Annotated in this window: 13 protein-coding genes; 6 read left to right on the top strand and 7 right to left on the bottom strand. The window is 35.0% G+C overall.

Going from position 1 to position 19,895, the window contains the following annotated elements; all coding sequences use genetic code 11:
• Positions 1–57 precede the first annotated feature (57 nt).
• Complete coding sequence (typA, locus tag H510_RS0116230; RefSeq protein ID WP_026905271.1) at positions 58–1,869, bottom strand: translational GTPase TypA; 1,812 nt, start codon at positions 1,867–1,869, stop codon at positions 58–60.
• A gap of 123 nt (positions 1,870–1,992) precedes the next feature.
• Here typA and H510_RS20575 point away from each other — a divergent pair, with 123 nt between their 5' ends.
• Positions 1,993–2,145: a FeoB-associated Cys-rich membrane protein gene (locus H510_RS20575; protein WP_149075478.1), complete on the top strand. Its 153-nt coding sequence runs from the start codon at positions 1,993–1,995 to the stop codon at positions 2,143–2,145.
• Between the two features lie 461 nt (positions 2,146–2,606).
• Here the strand turns inward: H510_RS20575 and H510_RS0116225 are convergent, their stop codons facing one another.
• The 4 genes from H510_RS0116225 to porU are packed head-to-tail and all read right to left on the bottom strand — an operon-like array spanning position 2,607 to position 8,470.
• Positions 2,607–2,930 (bottom strand): heavy metal-binding domain-containing protein, encoded by a 324-nt coding sequence (locus tag H510_RS0116225; protein ID WP_026905270.1) that lies wholly within the window; start codon positions 2,928–2,930, stop codon positions 2,607–2,609.
• A gap of 58 nt (positions 2,931–2,988) precedes the next feature.
• Positions 2,989–3,468, bottom strand: a complete 480-nt coding sequence (gene ispF, locus H510_RS0116220; protein ID WP_026905269.1) for a 2-C-methyl-D-erythritol 2,4-cyclodiphosphate synthase — start codon at positions 3,466–3,468, stop codon at positions 2,989–2,991.
• On the bottom strand, positions 3,468–4,616 hold the full coding sequence (gene porV, locus H510_RS0116215; RefSeq protein ID WP_026905268.1) for a type IX secretion system outer membrane channel protein PorV: 1,149 nt from the start codon (positions 4,614–4,616) through the stop codon (positions 3,468–3,470). The genes ispF and porV overlap by 1 nt, the downstream gene beginning before the upstream one ends.
• A gap of 32 nt (positions 4,617–4,648) precedes the next feature.
• A complete protein-coding gene (gene porU / locus H510_RS19240; protein ID WP_051291345.1) occupies positions 4,649–8,470 on the bottom strand; it encodes a type IX secretion system sortase PorU in 3,822 nt (1,273 codons plus the stop codon).
• A 158-nt stretch (positions 8,471–8,628) separates the two neighbouring features.
• On the opposite strand from porU, the gene H510_RS0116205 reads away from it, so the two are divergent.
• Positions 8,629–10,275: an SUMF1/EgtB/PvdO family nonheme iron enzyme gene (locus H510_RS0116205; RefSeq protein ID WP_026905267.1), complete on the top strand. Its 1,647-nt coding sequence runs from the start codon at positions 8,629–8,631 to the stop codon at positions 10,273–10,275.
• 37 nt (positions 10,276–10,312) lie between these two features.
• Here the strand turns inward: H510_RS0116205 and H510_RS0116200 are convergent, their stop codons facing one another.
• Complete coding sequence (locus tag H510_RS0116200) at positions 10,313–12,001, bottom strand: sodium:solute symporter family protein (protein WP_026905266.1); 1,689 nt, start codon at positions 11,999–12,001, stop codon at positions 10,313–10,315.
• 127 nt (positions 12,002–12,128) lie between these two features.
• Positions 12,129–14,555, bottom strand: coding sequence for a PIG-L family deacetylase (locus H510_RS0116190; RefSeq protein ID WP_026905265.1), 2,427 nt, complete (start codon positions 14,553–14,555; stop codon positions 12,129–12,131).
• Positions 14,556–14,730: 175 nt separating this feature from the next.
• On the opposite strand from H510_RS0116190, the gene H510_RS0116185 reads away from it, so the two are divergent.
• From H510_RS0116185 to H510_RS0116165, 4 genes are all read left to right on the top strand, one after another.
• Positions 14,731–16,083 carry a 3-keto-disaccharide hydrolase gene (locus tag H510_RS0116185; RefSeq protein ID WP_026905264.1) on the top strand — a complete coding sequence of 451 codons (1,353 nt, stop codon included), beginning with the start codon at positions 14,731–14,733 and terminating at the stop codon, positions 16,081–16,083.
• A 22-nt stretch (positions 16,084–16,105) separates the two neighbouring features.
• On the top strand, positions 16,106–17,458 hold the full coding sequence (locus H510_RS0116180) for a Gfo/Idh/MocA family protein (RefSeq protein ID WP_026905263.1): 1,353 nt from the start codon (positions 16,106–16,108) through the stop codon (positions 17,456–17,458).
• Positions 17,459–17,496: 38 nt separating this feature from the next.
• A complete protein-coding gene (locus H510_RS0116175; protein WP_026905262.1) occupies positions 17,497–18,705 on the top strand; it encodes a Gfo/Idh/MocA family protein in 1,209 nt (402 codons plus the stop codon).
• 137 nt (positions 18,706–18,842) lie between these two features.
• Entirely contained in the window at positions 18,843–19,889 is a 1,047-nt protein-coding gene (locus H510_RS0116165) for a hypothetical protein (protein WP_026905261.1), read from the top strand.
• Positions 19,890–19,895 lie beyond the last annotated feature (6 nt).

Below are 19,895 nucleotides of genomic sequence, written 5' to 3'. Positions count from 1 at the left end.
AAAGCAAAAAAGGGTTATCTGTTTTTCAGATAACCCTTTTTTATACATGGAAGAAGATTATTGATTCACGAACTTCTTCGCATTTATTTTACGCTCATTCTCTGTTAAATAGATTTTACGTAAACGGATATTTTGTGGTGTAACTTCGATATACTCATCTGCTTGGATATATTCCATACACTCTTCTAAAGAGAATTTAATAGCAGGAGCAATTCTTACGTTATCATCACTTCCAGAGGCTCTCATGTTTGTTAACTGCTTACCTTTGGTTACATTGATAACTAAATCGTTGTCACGGATGTGCTCACCTAAAATTTGTCCTTCATAAATATCAACACCTGGATCAACAAAGAAACGGCCTCTATCTTGTAATTTATCAATAGCATAAGCAGTTGTTAAACCTTTATCCATAGAGATTAATACACCGTTAGAACGTCCAGGGATTTGTCCTTTCCAAGGCTCGTAAGCTTTGAAACGGTGTGCCATGATAGCTTCGCCAGCTGTTGCAGTTAAAACGTTGTTACGTAAACCAATGATACCTCTTGAAGGAATTTCAAACTCTAAGTGTTGTAAATCGCCTTTAGGTTCCATGATTAAAAGCTCGCCTTTACGTTGTGTAACCAGCTCGATAACTTTACCTGCAACATCACCCGGTACATCTACAATTAAAATCTCGATAGGCTCGCATTTAACGCCATCAATTTCTTTTACGATAACTTGTGGCTGGCCTACTTGTAATTCATAACCTTCACGACGCATCGTTTCTATCAAAACTGATAAATGGAGAATACCACGACCATAAACTAAATAAGCATCTGGTAAATCAGTTTCTACTACACGTAGCGCCAAGTTTTTCTCTAATTCTTTGTGTAAACGCTCTCTTAAACGTTGCGAAGTAACAAATTTACCTTCTTTACCAAAGAAAGGCGAGTTATTGATGGTAAACAACATGTTCATTGTTGGCTCATCAATGCTGATTACTTCTAATTGCTCTGGATTTTCGAAATCGGCAATGGTATCACCAATATCAAAACCATCAATACCTACAACAGCGCAAATATCACCAGAAGAAACAGAAGAAACTTTAACTTTTCCTAATCCTTCAAAAGTGTATAATTCTTTTATTCTTGATTTTACAACTTTACCATCGCGTTTAACTAAAGAAACAGGCATATTTTCTTTGATGGTACCGCGAGCTACCCTACCAATGGCAATACGACCTACGAAAGAAGAATAATCTAAAGAGGTAATTTGCATTTGTAAAGTACCTTCTTGTACTGGTGCCGGAGGAATATTTGCTAAAATAGCATCCATTAAAGGGAAAATATTGTCTGTTTGTACTTTCCAGTCGGTATTCATCCAACCTTGTTTAGAAGAACCATAAATAACAGGGAAGTCTAATTGCTCTTCTGTAGCCTCAAGGTTAAAAAATAACTCAAAAATTTGCTCGTAAACCTCTTCAGGGCGGCAGTTTTCTTTATCAACTTTGTTTACAACAACAATAGGTTTTAAACCTAATGCTAAAGCCTTTTGGGTTACGAAACGTGTTTGAGGCATAGCACCTTCAAAAGCATCGCAAAGTAATAAAACGCCATCGGCCATTTTAAGAACACGCTCTACTTCACCACCAAAATCCGCGTGACCAGGCGTGTCAATGATATTAATTTTAACGTCTTTATACTGAACAGAAACGTTTTTTGAAACGATGGTAATACCACGTTCACGCTCTAAATCGTTATTATCTAAAATTAATTCTCCGGTTGATTCGTTATCTCTAAAGATAGAACAAGAATGTAAAATTTTGTCAACCAAGGTAGTTTTTCCGTGGTCAACGTGAGCGATAATCGCTATATTTCTAATGTTTTGCATGCAAAAAATGCTTAAAAAAATTTTTTGCAAAGGTATGATTTTAAATCGGTAATTTAAGCACTAAGCTATCGTGAAAATTAGATGACGATTAAAACTTAACAAAACCTTAACTTTGAGCTTGTTATGGATACACAAACGATATTGGTTTTTGCACTGTTTTTAATTGCAGTTATTTATGTTGTTAGGCTTGTTTATAGAAGTTTTAATACCAAGACAAGTTGTGGTAGCAGCTGTAAATGTGGGGTTGATTTTTCTAAGATAGATGTGGAAAAATAGAGGCTATCTTAAAAAAGTCTTATTTTACCACAGTCGAAATTTTATTTAATATATTCAAATCCGCTACCAATAACATTATTTATAAATATTTAAAAATCAGGCATTAATGCACAAGGCTTTCCGGCCTCTTGACCGGCCATGTCAAGGTACTTTTATTCAAAGTATTTTATTTTATCCTTTGGCCTTCATGAATGCTTCGCATGTTTCCGCAAAAAGTACCCAAACCCGAGCAAAGCGAACACATGAAAGCCTTTAAAAACAATAAGCTAATTGAATAAACTCTCCGCTGCGCCGTTTGCTTCTAAAGTTTTTGCTAAGGCTAGTCTTGTAAATACCGCAACCGCCAAGGCGGAATTGGGTGTAAACGGTTGTTTATGCTTAGGCTAGACAATCGAACTACCTCGACATGGTACAAAAAATGATTTTAAATAGCCGCTTTTGAGAAAGAAGTTTTAGAGTATTTAATCCTCTATAATTACCGCTGTACCACTAGCAGAAACCATCAGCATACTGCCAGAAGCACCCATAGTTTCGTAATCTAAATCTACACCTAGTATAGCATTTGCGCCAAGTTTGGCTGCATAATCTTGCATTTCTGCTAAGGCGATGTTTTTAGCTTCTCTTAATCCTTCTTCGTAAGAACCAGATCTACCGCCAACGATATCTCTGATACCTGCAAAAAAGTCTTTCACAATATTTGCGCCTATAATGGCCTCGCCACTAACTATACCAATGTATTTAACTACTTTTTTTCCGTCTATGTGTGATGTTGTTGTTACAATCATGTTTTTAAATTTTATATAGATGAGACGCTTATCAAGACTTTTTGTTACAAAAGCTGTATTATTTTTTCTCGATTAAACAAACTGCATAAGCTACAACACCTTCTTCTCTTCCGATGAAGCCCATGGTTTCATTGGTGGTAGCTTTAATAGAGATATCTTCTTCATCGCAACCCATGGCTTGTGCTATATTTTTTTTCATCGCAGGTACATGAGGATTGATTTTTGGTGCTTCTAAACAAAGCATTGCATCCACATTACCAACAGTAAAACCTTTTTCAGCTAATAATTTAACGCATTCTGTTAGCAGAATTAAACTACTGATACCTTTCCATCTTTCGTCGGTATTTTTAAAATGATGACCAATATCACGAAGGTTTGCAGCACCTAAAAGGGCATCGCATATTGCATGCGTTAAAACATCAGCATCAGAATGGCCAAAAGCGCCTTTATGATGTTCTAATTTTACTCCGCCTAATATAAAAGGATGTTGATCTTTTAACTGGTGAACATCAAAACCAAAACCTACTTTTATTTTCATTATTTAGCTGCTCCTGCCTCTCCAAAGTTTAATGATAATGAAAACCTAAGGGTGTTAGCTAATGGAGATCTTTGTTGATTTGCTAAAACATAAGAGAAATCAATATTTACAATATTATATTTTAAACCGGCTCCTAAAGTAAGATAACTTCTGTTTCCTTTATTTGGGTTTTCGTAAAAATAACCTGCTCTTAATGCAAATTGTTTATTATACCAATATTCTAAACCGGTTGAGTAAATAATTTCTTGCAATTCTTCTGAAAAACCGCCTGGTGCATCGTTAAAAGAACCAAAAATACCTGCCGGTACAGATTTGGTGCTGTTAGGTTCTGAGGGCACTAAAAGTTTATTGATGTCTAGAGAAAGGGTAAAATCGCTATACTCATCTAAATGTATGGTTGATGCACCACCTAAACGTAAGTTGGTTGGCATAAAAATTCTAGGAGCATTATCAGAATAGCTCATTTTTGTACCAATGTTAGAAATGTTAAGTCCGGCTGCTAAGGTAGCTTCTTTGCCAAACATAGGTTTTCTGTTGCCTTTATAATAGGCAGAAATATCTGCCGCAACGCCGGTTGCTGCTCTGTTTTGGCTACCATCTACAATACCGTTGTTAGAGATGTTTGAGAATACAAATCGTAAAGCTGTACCTAATGAGAAGTTTTCGCCAAAAGAACGGGCTAAACTAGCATCTAAAGCTAATTCATTAGGATTGTAAAGAGCTATATTTGAGCCTGTTGCATCAGTAAGTTGTATATCTCCATAAGAAAAATATCTTAAGGAGCCACCTATCACGTTTCTTTCATCTAAACGGTAATAACCATTTAAATAAGCCATATTAATATCTGGAGCTATATTTTGTAGCCAAGGGCTATAAGATGCAGAAAAGCCATATTTATCTGATAAAAATGCCAGTTTTGAGGGGTTCCAATGGGTAGCGTTTACATCAGGCAGTGTGGCTACACCGGTTTCTCCCATAGCTCCGGCTCTGGCGTCAGGAGATACCAGTAGAAAAGGTACAGCTGTGGTGATGATATTACCTATTCTACCGTCAACTGCATCTGGTGGTGGTGTACCGCCAGATTGTGCATATCCAAATTTTGCTATGATGCTGGTTATGATGAGTAAAAAGTATTTGTTAATTTTCATGTTATAAAGCTAAAATTTCTTGTTTAAATTCATTATAGGATAACTAATTTTTCTGTTTTTTTTACAATTTCGCCATTTGTATTTGAGCGTACTTTCAGCTCATAAATATACACCCCTCTTGCTAATTTATCTCCAAAATTATCCTTAGCATCCCAAAATATATGATCTACCCTAGTTCCAGAACTTATAATCGGTTGGTTAATAGTTTTAATCAGCTTACCTGCAATAGTATAAATATTTACCTGCACATCCAAATCCTGGTTGGGTTGATTATGTTCGAACTGGAAACTGGTTTTGGTTGTAAAAGGGTTTGGGTAATTAAATACATGTGCGATTTCCAATTTTTCAGAATTCTTTACTTCAAAATCTATCGTTTGCTCTGATGAATTGTTAAAAGTATCCCATGCTTTTAATTTTAAGGTGTACATACCGGGTTTTAAATCTCCTAAAGGATATTTAATGGTACCAGCCTGATAATCGTCTGTTTTTGCTTGGTACCAATTGTTTAAAATGATGTTGGTACTTTCATTTTGAGCAGTTAAAGTAGCTACAATATCATGCCCTATACCAATACCTGTAGTATTGATACCGTTTTCATCTAACAAGTTAACCAATAAAAAAGGTGAAGTATTGGTGATACCTCCCGAAACAAATTTTTCATCATTTAAGAAAAGTTCTATGGTTGGTCCTTCGCTATCGGTATTAGCGTTATTGGCTATGCCACCAACAATAATATTGCTTAAGTTTCCGCTGGCGTCTATTTCTTGGTTATCAGCATAATAGCTTATTTTTCCTTCACCATATTGTAGGTTAATGTCTTTAGGTACTACAAACTCGAAACTAAATTGCCCGTTTTTAACGCTGGCTTTACCTTTGTAAATGATATTGGTTTGATGATTAAAAGCTTGTGGAATGCTACCGAAGGTACCTGCATCTTGACCTAGTGTAGTAGTAACTGTAGCTTTATCATAAATTACAGGATAAACAGTACCATTAAAAGAACTTAATAAAGTTTGATTTGGGGCAAGTATTTGTCCTGTAATTTTAACTTTTGCCAATGCTTTTAGGGTATCAGGATGAGTTACTAATTTTTCGTTAACGCTTAAAGTATTTACTTTATTGTAGGGGATAGGAAATAATGTTGAAGGGTCTCCTAAAAGGGTAAAATTTCTAGCATTGATATTTAAACCGCCTATATTATTGTTTTTTGCCATGGTAAAAACTTCGCCAAAACTTATACTTCTATTTTGATTGGCCATTTGGCAAAGAGCATTTAGAAAACTTTGGTTTAAATCAAAGTTGTAAGATGCAAATACAATTCTGGTGGTTGTAAATAAAGCTATTACACCGTGTTTTTCTTTTTTTAAGGCGAGCTCACCGGCAGAGCGTATTAAAGGATCATCCCACCTGCTAAAAGAGCAAGTTGCTGTAAAAATGATGGGTAAATGAGTGTTTTTCCAATTGTTAATGTCATCTACAGTAAGTATTCTTTCTGCAGCTAGACCTCCTTCTCCGCCGTGTCCGGTATAATTCATCAGCATTACCCCATTATTTAGGTTATCATCAATTGCTTTTTTTACATCAGGGTAACGGTTTCCAGATACAGTACTTTCTTGTTGATAGGCATCAAAATATATTTTTTGGATGTTAAAATTGGGTTTTTGCTGCTGTAGGATATTTGCATTGGCTTCTGCTTGATTAAGATGGGTATTAGCATCTTCATCATCAGCTATGATGCTGATTTGGTTTCTCCAACTGCCTAGTTGAGCAGTTTGTGTATAATAAATCAGTTTATCTACTATATCTTTAGCTTCTTTTAAGGATGTTATGGGTAATCTACCAACACTTATATCTAACATTCCAGCGGCATCAACAAAATTTTCTGGAAAATTGCCTTCATCATCATCTAGTAAAGCAAAATAATCATCAGAAGTATAGCTTTGTGTTGGCGATAGTGAATTTCTTGATTGATAAGTTACAATAAAATTATTGTTCTTGAATTGGATATTCCTGTTATCAAAACTTCCACTACCAAACAGCAGTAAATATTTAGGTAAATTATTTATACCAGCTCTTTTATAAAGCATTCTCATAAAATCTCTTATTGCACTGGCATCTCTGGCTCCGGATGAAAACTCATTATAAATTTGTTCTGGTGTTACAATATGTGTTCTGATATTTTGCTCTTTAAGTCTAAAATCGGCCAATCTTTTAGCTTCTGATAAAAATTCTGGTGGCGATACGATAACCATATCAACCGGATTTAAAGCATGTAGATTTTGGTTAGCTACTTTTTTGATGAATTTAGGTTCTTGTACCTGCTGCATATCAAAAAGTAAAAATTCTTTTAAGTTAGGTGTAGGATAAATAAAAGAATTGGTTGAGTAATCAATTGCAATAGGTAGTAAAGGGTTGGTAATATCCCAAATTTCTTTACCTGTTAAGTTGCCAGTAAAGTTAAATTGTGTTATGTTGTTAGACCCACTTGATGAAATATCCCTAAACCTAAGCCAATTGTTTACTCTTAAATCTTTTTTACAACTAAATCTGATATAATTTAACCAAGCATTAGCCAAGGAATTGGGCTTATTATAGCTTATACCAACCAAAAAATTATTGGTATTTGGTAAAAAAGAAAGGGATTGATGTGCAGGCGCAGCATAATCAGTGTCAAAACTTAAGGGTACTGCACTAGCGTTTAAATTAAAAAGGGTTTGGTTATTAATTTTTAGTTCTGCTGCTGAGTTTTGACCTGCCCTTATAGCCATATCGGCTTCTATGTAAACAGAATCTGTAATTTTTATTCCATCCAAATTAAAACTAAAATTTTGGTTATTGTTAAATTCGAAATCTTCGCCATACCATACTCTACCTGATTTTAAATTATCCATGATAGCGGTATAATTTTCTTGTTCATGAAGCTGTAAATCGGTATAAGAAGATGTGTTGAAATTTGGGTTTTGATTGAGGTAGGATTGCTTATTTATACGTTTGCCATTTGCACCCTCTGTTTGGATGAAATAAAAAGAAGAGTCAGAATAGTGATTTCTGTGATGAATAAATTTCTGATTTTGCGGGTTAAACTCCCAGAAAATATTTCCTTCTGCATAAAATAAGACATAATCTTGTGGGTCAAATTTACCGTCCTCTTCACCGATAACTTTGATGGCGTTTTCAAATAAATCATCGTATCTGGCAGCATTATTTTCCTGAGCTAAGGTTCTGCCACCTTGACCAAAAATTTTAATTAAGCGTGGGTTTAACTGGTCAACAGCTATCCCCATATTTCTGAAAAAATTATAGTCTAGCTTATAAATACCTTCATTTTTTAAGCCTATTTTATACCAATTTCCATTGGCTAAAACAGAATTAGAAGCATTACTTAATCTAAATGAGTTGTTTTTTTGTCCAGTGGCCTTATCACTTACTTGAATGTTATATGCTAATAATTGGTAGATAGTGCTTGAACTTTTATAAAAAGGTAATAAATCAATAATCAACCATCTTTTTTTCTGTTCCTCAACTACCTGGTATTGAAACCATATTGTTTGCGAAATTTGACTTTGTTGCTGGCTATACTGGTTAGAGACTTGAGTTTGCAGCGGATGAATAAGTACCGAAACTTGAGTTAAAGCAATAGGTATTTTAAGATGGACCAAGGGTAAATGACCAAATTTTTCTGGTAAATATCTTGGAAATTCAGGATCAACCTTAACATTTGAAATGTTTTTGTTTGTTGATAAAAGAGTCCAATCAATTGTTTTTTTGATACTGATGTTTTGTGCTTTTATTAAAAAAGGTACAAATAGCAAAAACAAAATTATCTTAACTTCTTGATATACAGATATTTTCAATCTTAAATAAATATTTATATTTGTGTAACTTAAAGTTTTAAAGTTCGTTTTAATAACTAAAAATAGGTAAACAAAAGCTTAAACTTAATATGCAATAAAATTAATCATCTTGATTAAGATAATTTATTATTTTTAAGCTTTGAAAATTTAAAAATCGCATGAGAAAAAATACCATTACTTTTCTTTGGGCTTGCATAGGTTTGATGATGATGTTAAGTTCTTGCCAAAAGAATGCTGGTCCGTCAAAAATATCTGGTAAAACAGGGGCTCAATACAATCAGAAAAGACCAGGTTCTCTACAAGTAATGCCAAAAGCTAAACCAACTCCAGGTCCAGGTTTAGTGCATATAGAAGGAGGAACTTTCGTATTAGGGGGCTCTTCTATAGATGATATAGGTTATGATTATGCATCTCCTAAAAGAAGAGTTTCTGTAGCTACATTTTACATGGATGAAACCGAAGTAGCAAATTTAGATTGGCTGGAATATTTAAACTGGATAAAAGAAGTAGCTGCAGATACCAGATGGTATTATGAAGCTTTGCCAGATACTTTAGTTTGGAGAAGTCCATTGGCTTATAACGAGCCTTATGTAAACAATTATTTAAGACATCCAGCTTACCAAGATTATCCAGTTGTGGGTGTTACTTGGGAACAAGCAAATGCTTATTGTGATTGGAGAACTAATGTGGTTAACGAAAATATCCTTCGTAATAAAAATATTATGAATGATTGGGGTACCTATTCGGCCGCTAAAATGGGAACAGCAAAAGGCGGTAAAGGAGCAGGTACAAACAATGTAAATACCCAGCCCTTTGATTTAGACCTTTATTTAAACGGCCAGTATAATGATTTAGGTAAAGGTGCACCTAAACCCAATGTAGTGAATGCAGCACCACAAGGTGGTGCTAAAAAGGGGGCAAATACTGGAAGAATTGCCAAGATAGAGGATGGCGTTTTTACACCTGGCAGGTATAGATTACCAACTGAAGCCGAGTGGGAATACGCAGCTTTAGCCTTAAAAAGCGATGGCGATAACAGCATTGTAAAAAGTGGTAAAATTTACCCTTGGTATGGTATAGGGGTACGTTCTCCTAATAAAGATACCAGAGGTTTAATTTATGCTAACTTTAAAAGAGGCGGCGGTGATAATATGGGTGTTGCTGGATACTTAAATGATGGTGCAGATATTACAGCACCAGTAAAAGCATACACTCCAAATGATTTTGGATTATATAACATGGCAGGTAATGTAAGCGAATGGACAAGCGATACTTACCGCCAATTATCTTTTGATGAAGTAGAAGATTTTAACCCTTATCGTGGTAATGTGTTTGAAAACAATGCTTATGATGATAAAGGACAAATACAAACGATAGGTAAAACCAATGTACCTAAAAAGGTTAAAGCCACTGCCGGTAAAAAAGACCCTTACGAAATACACAAGAGTAAATACGGTAATGCTACCGAGCCTAGCCCAAGCACTCCAGAACCTAAAAACGATAAAATGGCTTCTGTAGTACCAACATTTAATGCAGACCAAAGAGGTTATATTGATAATGAAAATTTAGACCTTTACGGGAAGATAACTTTAATTAGTGATCGTTCAAAAGTTTACAAAGGCGGTTCTTGGAATGATAGAGCTTATTGGTTAAATCCTGGTACTAGAAGATATTTAGATCAAGGTGAAGCAAGTTCTGAAATTGGTTTTAGATGCGCCATGAGTAGTGTAGGAGACCCTCAGATTAATCCTAAATCAACACCACAATTTAAGCAGCCAAAATCCAGAGTAGGATTTAGAAAATAAAAAAAAGTCTCTCCAGCAAATTTGGAGAGACTTTTTTTTATACTATTGATTTTTCTTTTTGTAAATATTGGAATACATAGCCCCAAGCAATAACCAATACACAGCCAAAAAGGTTAAGCCATAAATAAGCCATAACATCAAAATAATAGGCTGCAAAAACAAATACTTCTGTAATGAGTGCTGCTGTAAACACAGCTTTACCACCAATCTTTTTAAAATAGAAAGCTACTAGAAAAATTCCTAGGATGGTTCCATAGAATAAAGAGCCTAGGATGTTAACAGCTTCTAATAAATTACCCAATTTACCTGCAAACAAAGCCATTGCTAGGCTTAAAATACCCCAAAATAGGGTTATGGCTTTACTTACGTTGAGGTATTTTAGATCGCTACCTGTCTTATTGATTAATCTTTTATAAATATCAACGCTTGTGGTGGATGCCAATGAGTTTAAGGCACTAGCTGTAGAACCCATGGAAGCTAAGCAAACAATAGCTACCAATAAACCAATTAAACCTTGTGGTAAATATTGTGTAACAAAACTTAGGAAAACGTAATTGGTATCGTCAGTATCTGCATTAGGGTCGTTTTTTTTCATAACAGCTAATGCTTCTTCTCTTTTTTCTTGTAGGGTTTTATTTGCTAATACTACATCTGTTTTTAAAGAGCTTATATCTTTCTGCTGGTTAATAGCGTTTTCCAGTGCTATAACTTTTTGTTTTTTAGCTTCAAAGGCGGCATCAAATGCTTGTTCTTTTTGTTTAAATTCATCAGCATAAGCACTTTTTTCTACTTTATTAATTTCATAGGTATTAAAAAATACAGGTGGTTTTTGGTATTGATAAAAACAGAAAACCAATATCCCTATCAATAAAATTAAAAACTGCATGGGTACTTTTAGCAAGCCATTCATCAATAAGCCCATTCTACTTTGCCCTACAGAGCTTCCGGTTAAATAGCGGCCAACCTGAGATTGATCTGTACCAAAATAAGACAGCTGTAAAAAAAAGCCGCCTATTAATCCTGTCCAAACGGTATATCTATTGTTTAAATCAAACTCCCAATCTATTACATTCATTTTACCCATTTTGCCTGCAATGTCTAAAGCATCGGTAAAATCTACAGAAACGGGTAACAGTGCAACCACTACAAAGCCGGCTAAAAACAAGCCCGAAAATATGATACTCATTTGTAAAAGCTGGGTATAAGAAACAGCTTTTGTGCCACCATAAAAGGTATATAATATCACTACAGAACCTATAATTAAAGTGGTATAAGTAGGGTCTACATTTAATATGGTTGATAGGATGATAGACGGAGCATAAATCGTTATTCCGGTAGATAAGCCTCTTTGTATAAGAAATAAAAAAGCCGTTAAAACTCTGGTTTTTAAATCAAATCTTTGTTCTAAAAACTCATAAGCGGTATAAACCTTTAACTTATGAAAAATAGGGATGAAGGTGATGCAAAGCACAATCATGGCTAAGGGTAAGCCAAAATAAAATTGGACAAAGCGCATTCCATCGGTGTAAGCCAAGCCTGGTGCTGATAAAAAAGTAATGGCGCTGGCTTGTGTGGCCATTACCGATAAACCCACATGGTACCAAGGTAAAGAACGGTCGCCAAGTAAATAACCGTCTATATGTTTACTTGCTTTACTTTTCCAGATGCCATAAACTACAATAAAAATAATGGTAAAGGCAAGTACAAACCAATCTATTAAACTCATGAGAAGCGAATGGTAATGAGGTAAAAAATTATAATAAGGATAATAAGCCAGTAAACCAGCAGACGATAAAATTGACCCCACGATTTAATAAAGGGTGGGAGCTCGGTATCTTTTACTTTTTTATCCATTATTTACTTATCAAGTTTACAAATAAACGGTAAGCGCCTGCAACGCCAGCAGGTAATTCTCTAAAAAATGATAAACCGGTATAAATAAATTTCCCTTTCCCATAAGGTGTTACTAAAAGTGCACCTGATGATTGTTGCTCTCCGGCATCATTCATGCCTAAGGGTTGTTCGTATCGGTTATCGGCATTATCTGCAAAATACAAACCTCTTTCTTGTATCCAGCCATCAAAATCTTTAGTAGTTAATTTATTAGGGTAATTTAAAACTTTACTCTCTGGCTTTAAGAAAAATACTTTAGCATTTTCCTCAGTAACCCTATCTCTTGTGATGTTAAATGGATAAGGACCAATTTCGGTACTTAGCAATGGTCTGTTTACATTGTACTGGACCAACAAAGTACCACCATTTTCTATGTATTTTAGTAGGTTTTGTCTTGCAAATGGTAATTTTTCATTGGTATTAAAAGCTCTTACTCCAGTTATAATAGCATCGTAAGCAGATAAATCTCCGGTTAGCATTTCTTTTTCTGTAAGGATATTTACCTGATAACCTATTTGCTTTAGCGATTCTGGAATTAAATCTCCAGCTCCGTTGATGTAGCCAATAAGTTTATCTCCGGTTGTTTTAATATCAAGTTTGGTGAGTTTTACTTCGGCCTCAGAGAAATAGCTTATGGTAGGGATATGCTCATATTTAATTTCATGAAAGGCTTTTTGATAAGCCTCATTGGCTATTTGAGCTGTAAATGTTAAAACAACACTTTCATCTGTTGTAGCTGGGGTAATTGTAAACGTAAGGTTAAGCTCTTCTCCAGAATTTTTAAAATTGAAGCTATGCTTAGCAGGGCTTATTTTCCAATTCTTTGGTAATTCAGGAATTAATTCGCCATTAAGGTTTTCTTTAAATGCTTTTAACCTTACGCGAATTTCTTTTTCACCTTGATTAGGGAAAAGCAATACTTTATTCTCCGGATTAATGGTTACAGGTGGTGCTATTACTAAAGGTTGATAAACTTCGCCCCTTACCTGGTCTGTATATTTATAAATGACAGGAATTTCATAATCTAAACTGTAATTATTAAAATCAAGTTTAACTTGAATGGTATGCGCCAATGGTCCATCAGGTTGTAGGATATCTGATTGTTTATTTAAAACATATTGCCCTATAGGATGCTGGTTAACCAACCAATAAGGCTGCGTAATTTTATTTATTTGTGTTTGATTTTTGGCACTATAGAGTTGATTGATATTCAAATCATCTGTTTTTTGGTTAAAAGCTGTGATTTTTACGTTTGGATATTGCGTAACTGCACTTATGTTAAACTCTACAGCAGTATTTTGTGCGGCAAAAGCTTGTTTAGCTTGAGCTTCTAACCAAGTTCCACTGCAATGCAGAATCAATTTTTTTACTTCTTCTAACTTGATATTTTTATAAAAGCTATCTGGTAAAGCCGCTATTTTTTGATGAAGTTTAATTAAATCCTCAACAATTAAACCTGGGTTTTCTATGTAAAATTTCTCTTGTATGCTTTTAATATCTTTAGCTAAATCAGTTTTAATTTGAAGTCTGTTCCAGCTTAAATCTATCCCTTCAAATAAATCTTTTTGAGGAAGCTCACCTTGCCAACTGCTAAAATATTCTATACTTGAGCCTCTTTGTTTGGCAGAGCCGAAACCTTGACTTTTGTGCATCGATCTACTTTCGGCAGCAATTTCCCCATAGCCTTTTCCTAGCAAGTGGTTAAATAAGCCAACATCTATTTTTAGTTGATCATTGGCGGTTGTATTAGCTGAGCCAAAATTATAAGTGTTCCAAAGAATTCTTTTAGTTTGCCATACGCTTACTTCTTTTAACTGTTCTGGAAACTGTTTTGGGTCTGCAGCAGCTTTAAAAGCCTCTTGCGCTAAAATAGATGATGCTTGATGATGGCCATGCCCTGCTCTTGCATCATTAGGAAAACGGGTGATGATAACATCGGGTTTAAATTTCCTGATGATGTACACCACATCACTTAATATTTCTTTCTTATTCCAGATATTAAAAGTTTCATCGGCAGTTTTAGAAAAACCAAAATCATTTGCTCTGGTAAAAAATTGGATAGCACCATCCGTTCTACGGGCAGCTAATAGTTCTTGCGTTCTTATCAAACCTAATTCTTCAGATTGCTCATTACCGATAAGATTTTGCCCGCCATCTCCTCTGGTTAAAGAAAGATAAGCAGTCCTTACCAATTTTTCTTTAGCTAAGTAGCTTAATAAACGTGTGTTTTCATCATCAGGATGAGCTGCAATGTAAAGCACACTTCCTAGAACATCTAATTTTTTTAAATCTAGTTTGAGCTCTGCTGCATTGGGTAAAGCATTGTTTTGGGCAAAAGAAAAATAAGGAAGCGCTAAAAAATATAAGAGCAGGTTTCTAAGTTTCATGGGTGCTTTCTTTTAAACTTCGGCTAAGTAAAATAATAAATTTTTGCTTATGAACTTATAGCACAAAAAAATTACAAAACTTATAATCAAATTTCAAGAAAGTTTTGACCTCTTAAAGATATTTAGATTTAAATTTTTTAGATTAGAGCTCGCTAACCAATTTATCAATTCAAAAATGAAATTTAAAACAAGCATTGTATTGTTATTAACATTTACAGCTTTTGGGCAAACGATTGCCCAGAGTAAATGGGAGTCTTTATTTAACGGAAAAGACTTTAAAGGCTGGAAACAACTTAACGGAAAAGCCAAATATGAAGTTAGAAACGGCGAGATTGTAGGTACTACAGTTGCCAATGAACCTAACTCTTTTATGGCTACCGAAAAAAACTATGGCGATTTTATTTTGGAACTAGAACTTCTTGTTGATAACAGCATGAATTCTGGCGTACAGTTTAGAAGTTTAAGTAAAGCAGACTATCGTGATGGTAGAGTTCATGGCTATCAAATGGAAATTGACCCTTCTAGCAGAGCTTGGAGTGGTGGTATTTATGATGAAGCCAGAAGGGGTTGGCTTTATAATCTGGAACTTAACCCAGAAGGTAAGAAAGCTTTTAAACCGGGCGAATGGAATAAATATCGTATAGAAGCTATAGGTAATACGATAAGAACTTGGGTAAATGGTATCCCTACGGCTCATGTTATAGATGCAGAAACCGCATCAGGTTTTATTGCACTACAAGTGCATTCTATCAGGAAAGAAGAGACTCCGGGCAAAGAAATCAGATGGAGAAATATCAGAATACAAACTACCAATTTACAACCTTCTAAGCCAGATGGTATTTTCATCGCAAATTATATCCCCAATCATTTATCTCCGCAAGAAAAAGCTAAAGGTTACAGTTTGTTATTTGATGGTAAAAGCACTTCGCAATGGCGAGGCGCTTATAAAACCACATTCCCTACCCAAGGCTGGGAAGTTGTTGATAACGAGTTAAGAGTTAAAAAAGCAGATGGAAGCGAGTCTACCAACGGTGGTGATATTGTTACTTTAAAAGAGTACAGTGCTTTTGAGTTTCAGTTTGATTTTAAACTTTCTAAAGGTGCTAACAGTGGTGTAAAATACTTCGTTACAGAAAGCGAAGGCAATAAAGGTTCTGCTATTGGTCCAGAGTATCAAATTTTAGATGATGCTACACATCCTGACGCAAAATTAGGTAAAGATGGTAACCGTACATTGGGATCTTTATATGATTTAATGACTTCAAAAAAAATACCTGCTGCGCAGAAAGCGATAGGAGAGTGGAATAAAGGTATCATCAGGGTTTACCCTGATAATAGGGTTGAATATTGGTTAAACGGCCATAATATCCTTAATTATACCAGAGGTTCGGCAGAGTTCTTAAAATTGGTATCAGAAAGTAAGTATAAAGACTGGAAAAATTTTGGCATGGCTCCTAAAGGAAGAATTTTACTGCAAGACCATGGCGATGCTGTAGCTTTCAGAAGCTTAAAAATTAAACAACTATAAACCTTAAAGACATTAAAATAAAATGAACTCACGTAGAAAATTTATAAAGCAGTCTGCTATTGCAGCAGCTGGAACATATTTTGGAGCTATGGGCTTCAGTGCAAAAAGTTATGGTAGAATTTTAGGTGCAAATGATAGGGTACGTGTAGGTGCGGTTGGTTTTTCAGATCGTTTTAGAGATACCTTATTACCATGCTTTTTAAACCATCATCAGGAATTAAATTTTGATATGGTAGCTGTTTCTGATTTATGGAGCTATAGAAGAAATTTAGGGGTAGAGCTTTTAAAATCAAAATTTAACCATGATATAAAAGGCTGTAGAAATAATGATGAATTGTATGCCATGAAAGATTTGGACGCTGTCATTGTAAGTACAGCAGATTTTCAGCATGCTTTACATGCTATAGAGGCTGTTAACGCTAAATGCGATGTTTATTGCGAAAAGCCTTTTGCTGAAACCATGGAAGATAACAGAGCGGCATTAAAAGCTATAAAAGCTTCTAAGCAAATTATCCAAATTGGTTCTCAAAGAAGAAGTGGTGCTAATTATAAAGCTGCGGCAGATTTTATCCAACAGGGTAAATTTGGCGATATCACGATGGTAGAACTTACCTGGAATGTAAACCAACCTGGCAGATGGCGCCGACCAGATTTAGTGGCTAAACTAAAACAAGAAGATACAGATTGGAAACGCTTTTTAATGAATCGCCCATTTGAAGAATGGGATCCAAGAAAATACTTAGAATACCGTTTATTCTGGCCATATTCTTCGGGCATGCCAGGGCAGTGGATGTCGCACCAAATTGACACTGTACATTGGTTTACTGGCTTAATGTACCCAAGAAGTGTGGTTGCTAATGGTGGAATTTACCAATGGAAAGATGGCAGAAGAAACTGGGATACCACAACCGCAGTTTTTGATTATGGCGATAAAGACATGAAAAAAGGTTTCCAAGTGGTATTTGGCTCTAGGATGCACAATGGAGACGAGCGCCCAGCAGAGATTTACTATGCTAACGGTGGCGAGTTAAATTTAAATACCAATAAAATATCCCCTAAAGGTGGTTTACAAGAGAAACAAGCTGCTGCCATGGGCCTAAAACCTAACCTGCTTCCAGAACTAAGCTTAACCAGCCAAGAAGAAAAGGTAGTTGCATCTGCCAATACAGGTGCAGATAGGTTAACTTCTAATCACATGCGTAATTGGATGGAGTGTATACGTAGTAGAAAAGAAACTAATGCACCTGTAGAAGCTGGATATTATCATTCTGTTGCTACAATTATGACCAATGCCGCCGTAAGAACAGGTGCTAAAGCAACGTTTGATGAAAAAACACAAGAAGTTATGGTGAATGGAAAAGTGTTTAAATATTAATAATACTTTTTCATAGCTATCGTTAATCATACTTAGAAATGCTAAGAAGAAATTTTATCAAAAAAACAGGTCTTATAACAGCCGGAGGATTATTTTTGCAGCAAGAGCTATTACATGCTTTTGCAGCAAATGCTCCTTTAAAGGTTGCTGTAATAGGTTGTGGGGATAGGGGAAATGGCCTTATTCAAGTGATGCAGCAGTTGAAAGAGCAATTTAAAGTTACTGCTATTTGCGATACCTTAGATTTTAGACTTGCAGCTACGCAAAAGTTATTAGGTGGAGAAAAAATCACTTCTTACAAAGATTATAAAAAGCTTTTAGCTGAAGCTGATGTACAAGCGGTACTTATTGCTACTTCTCTTAATGCACACTATGACATTGCTTTAGCAGCATTAAAAGCAGAGAAGCATGTGTATCTTGAAAAAGCCATGACTTACAATATCCCGCAAGCTTTAGATTTGGTAAAAGTTAAGCAGTTGCATCCTCATTTAACCTTGCAAGTAGGCCACCAATACCGTTACACGCCGCTATACTTTAAAGTAAAGGAAATGATTGATAAAGGCTATCTAGGTAAAGTAACACAGATAGACTGTAGGTGGGATAGAAACTGGAATTGGCGCAGACCCGTACCCGAGCCTTCTTTAGAAAGAAAAATAAACTGGCGTATGTACAAAGAGTATTCTGGTGGTTTAGCTGCCGAATTACTTTCACATCAAATTGATTTTATCAATTGGGCTTTTGACACGCACCCAACCGAAGTTTACGCAACAGGAGGTGTAGATTATTATAAAGATGGACGTGAAACTTTTGATAATGTGCAAGCAACTTTTAGGTATGATAAAGATGGGATGATTGGTAATTACGGAGCTACCTGCGCTAATGCTAAAGACGGTTATTTGTTTAAATTAAAAGGTACTAAAGGAAGCGTTTCTTTATTGGTAAACCAAGGTGTTTTTTATCCCGAAAAAGAAACAAAAGCCGAATTAGAAACCGTTGATGGTGTTAGTGGTGCCACAAAAATTGTTTGGAATAAAGATGGCGGAATCCCTATTGAAGCTGATAAAAGTAAAGATGGAACTTGGTATGCCTTAAAAGATTTTTTTGATTGTATAGTAACTAAGAAAAATCCTCCATCAAATGTTTTAACAGGAGCCACCACGGCTATATGTGTGCATCTGGCTAATGAAGCTATGTATAACAGAAAAATACAATATTGGCAAAAAGAATATGATGTGTTTACTTCATAAATAGAAATTAAACTCCTAATTATAGCCAGCATATTTATGGATGCCAAATCAAACCTATTCTTAATAAAGGATAGGCTTTTTTATTTTCAAGAGCCATTAAATATTGATAAATTACCAACAGAAAGCATCATCATGATATGAATATTATTGAAGAGCGGAATGATGTACCTTCTAAGAAGAAGATACTTTATACCGTTAATCCAACTTTAAAACAATACCTCCTAAAATATGATAGGGAAATTAAACTTCCTGTTGTATATGCAGATATGCTGCGTTTTAATCTTTCTACTCCGCTGTTAGATAAAAATAACCAAGATACTTTATGGCAAACGGTTTATTATGATGAATCGGAGATGAAAGAACTTTATCCTGGTTTAAAATATATTTACGCCCTGCTCCATACATCTGGTCGTATGGAGGTTATGGATCATCTTTCTGTTTCTAGGATAGATTATTGCACTTTTGGTAATTCTAAACCATTTAGGGTAAGAATCATCAATAGGTTAAATGATAATTACGACCATTTTTATGTTAAAATTGCCGATGCCAGCAGGGTTTATGGCTTAGAATTAGAACATATATTATCTCCAAACCGAATCAATTATTTAACAGATGACCATACTTTAATAGAGGAACATATACCTGGTTTGCCTGGAGATGTTTTTTTAAACAGCTATCTTAACGATAGTAGCTTTAACCAAACCCGTATTAGCAAAGAGTTTGTTAAATTTAATGAGCGTTGTTTTGTAAGGCTTTTAGGCGATATGCGCTCTTATAATTTTGTAGTTGATATTACACCGGATATTGAAGGCAACCAATACCGTATCAGAGCTATAGATTTTGACCAGCAGTCTTATGAAAGCAGATTAAAACTATATCTTCCTCATTATTTTAAAGAAAATAACAATATTGTTTTTATGGGAATGGAGCACATGAACGAGAAATCTATGCTACAATATCAACAAGAAGAGCGGAGCTTAATTAGCCATCGGGTTAAATTGGCACATTATAGGCTAAAAGAAATTTTTAGTGTGATGAGCCATGATATCATTGCCCCAGAAGAGAAAGTAATAGCTTTGAGGGAAGAACTCGCAAAATATCATAAAATGCCTAAGTTTAAAAAAATGACTACCATGGGCATGTTGGTAAAAGAGCATTTGCATGCATGCTTGTTTTTAAAATAATTAACT

The sequence above is a fragment of the Pedobacter glucosidilyticus DSM 23534 genome, assembly GCF_000425145.1.
Lineage (GTDB): Bacteria > Bacteroidota > Bacteroidia > Sphingobacteriales > Sphingobacteriaceae > Pseudopedobacter > Pseudopedobacter glucosidilyticus.
The sequence above is the reverse complement of the archived record's forward strand: the minus strand, read 5'-3'. Positions and strand labels throughout refer to the sequence as shown.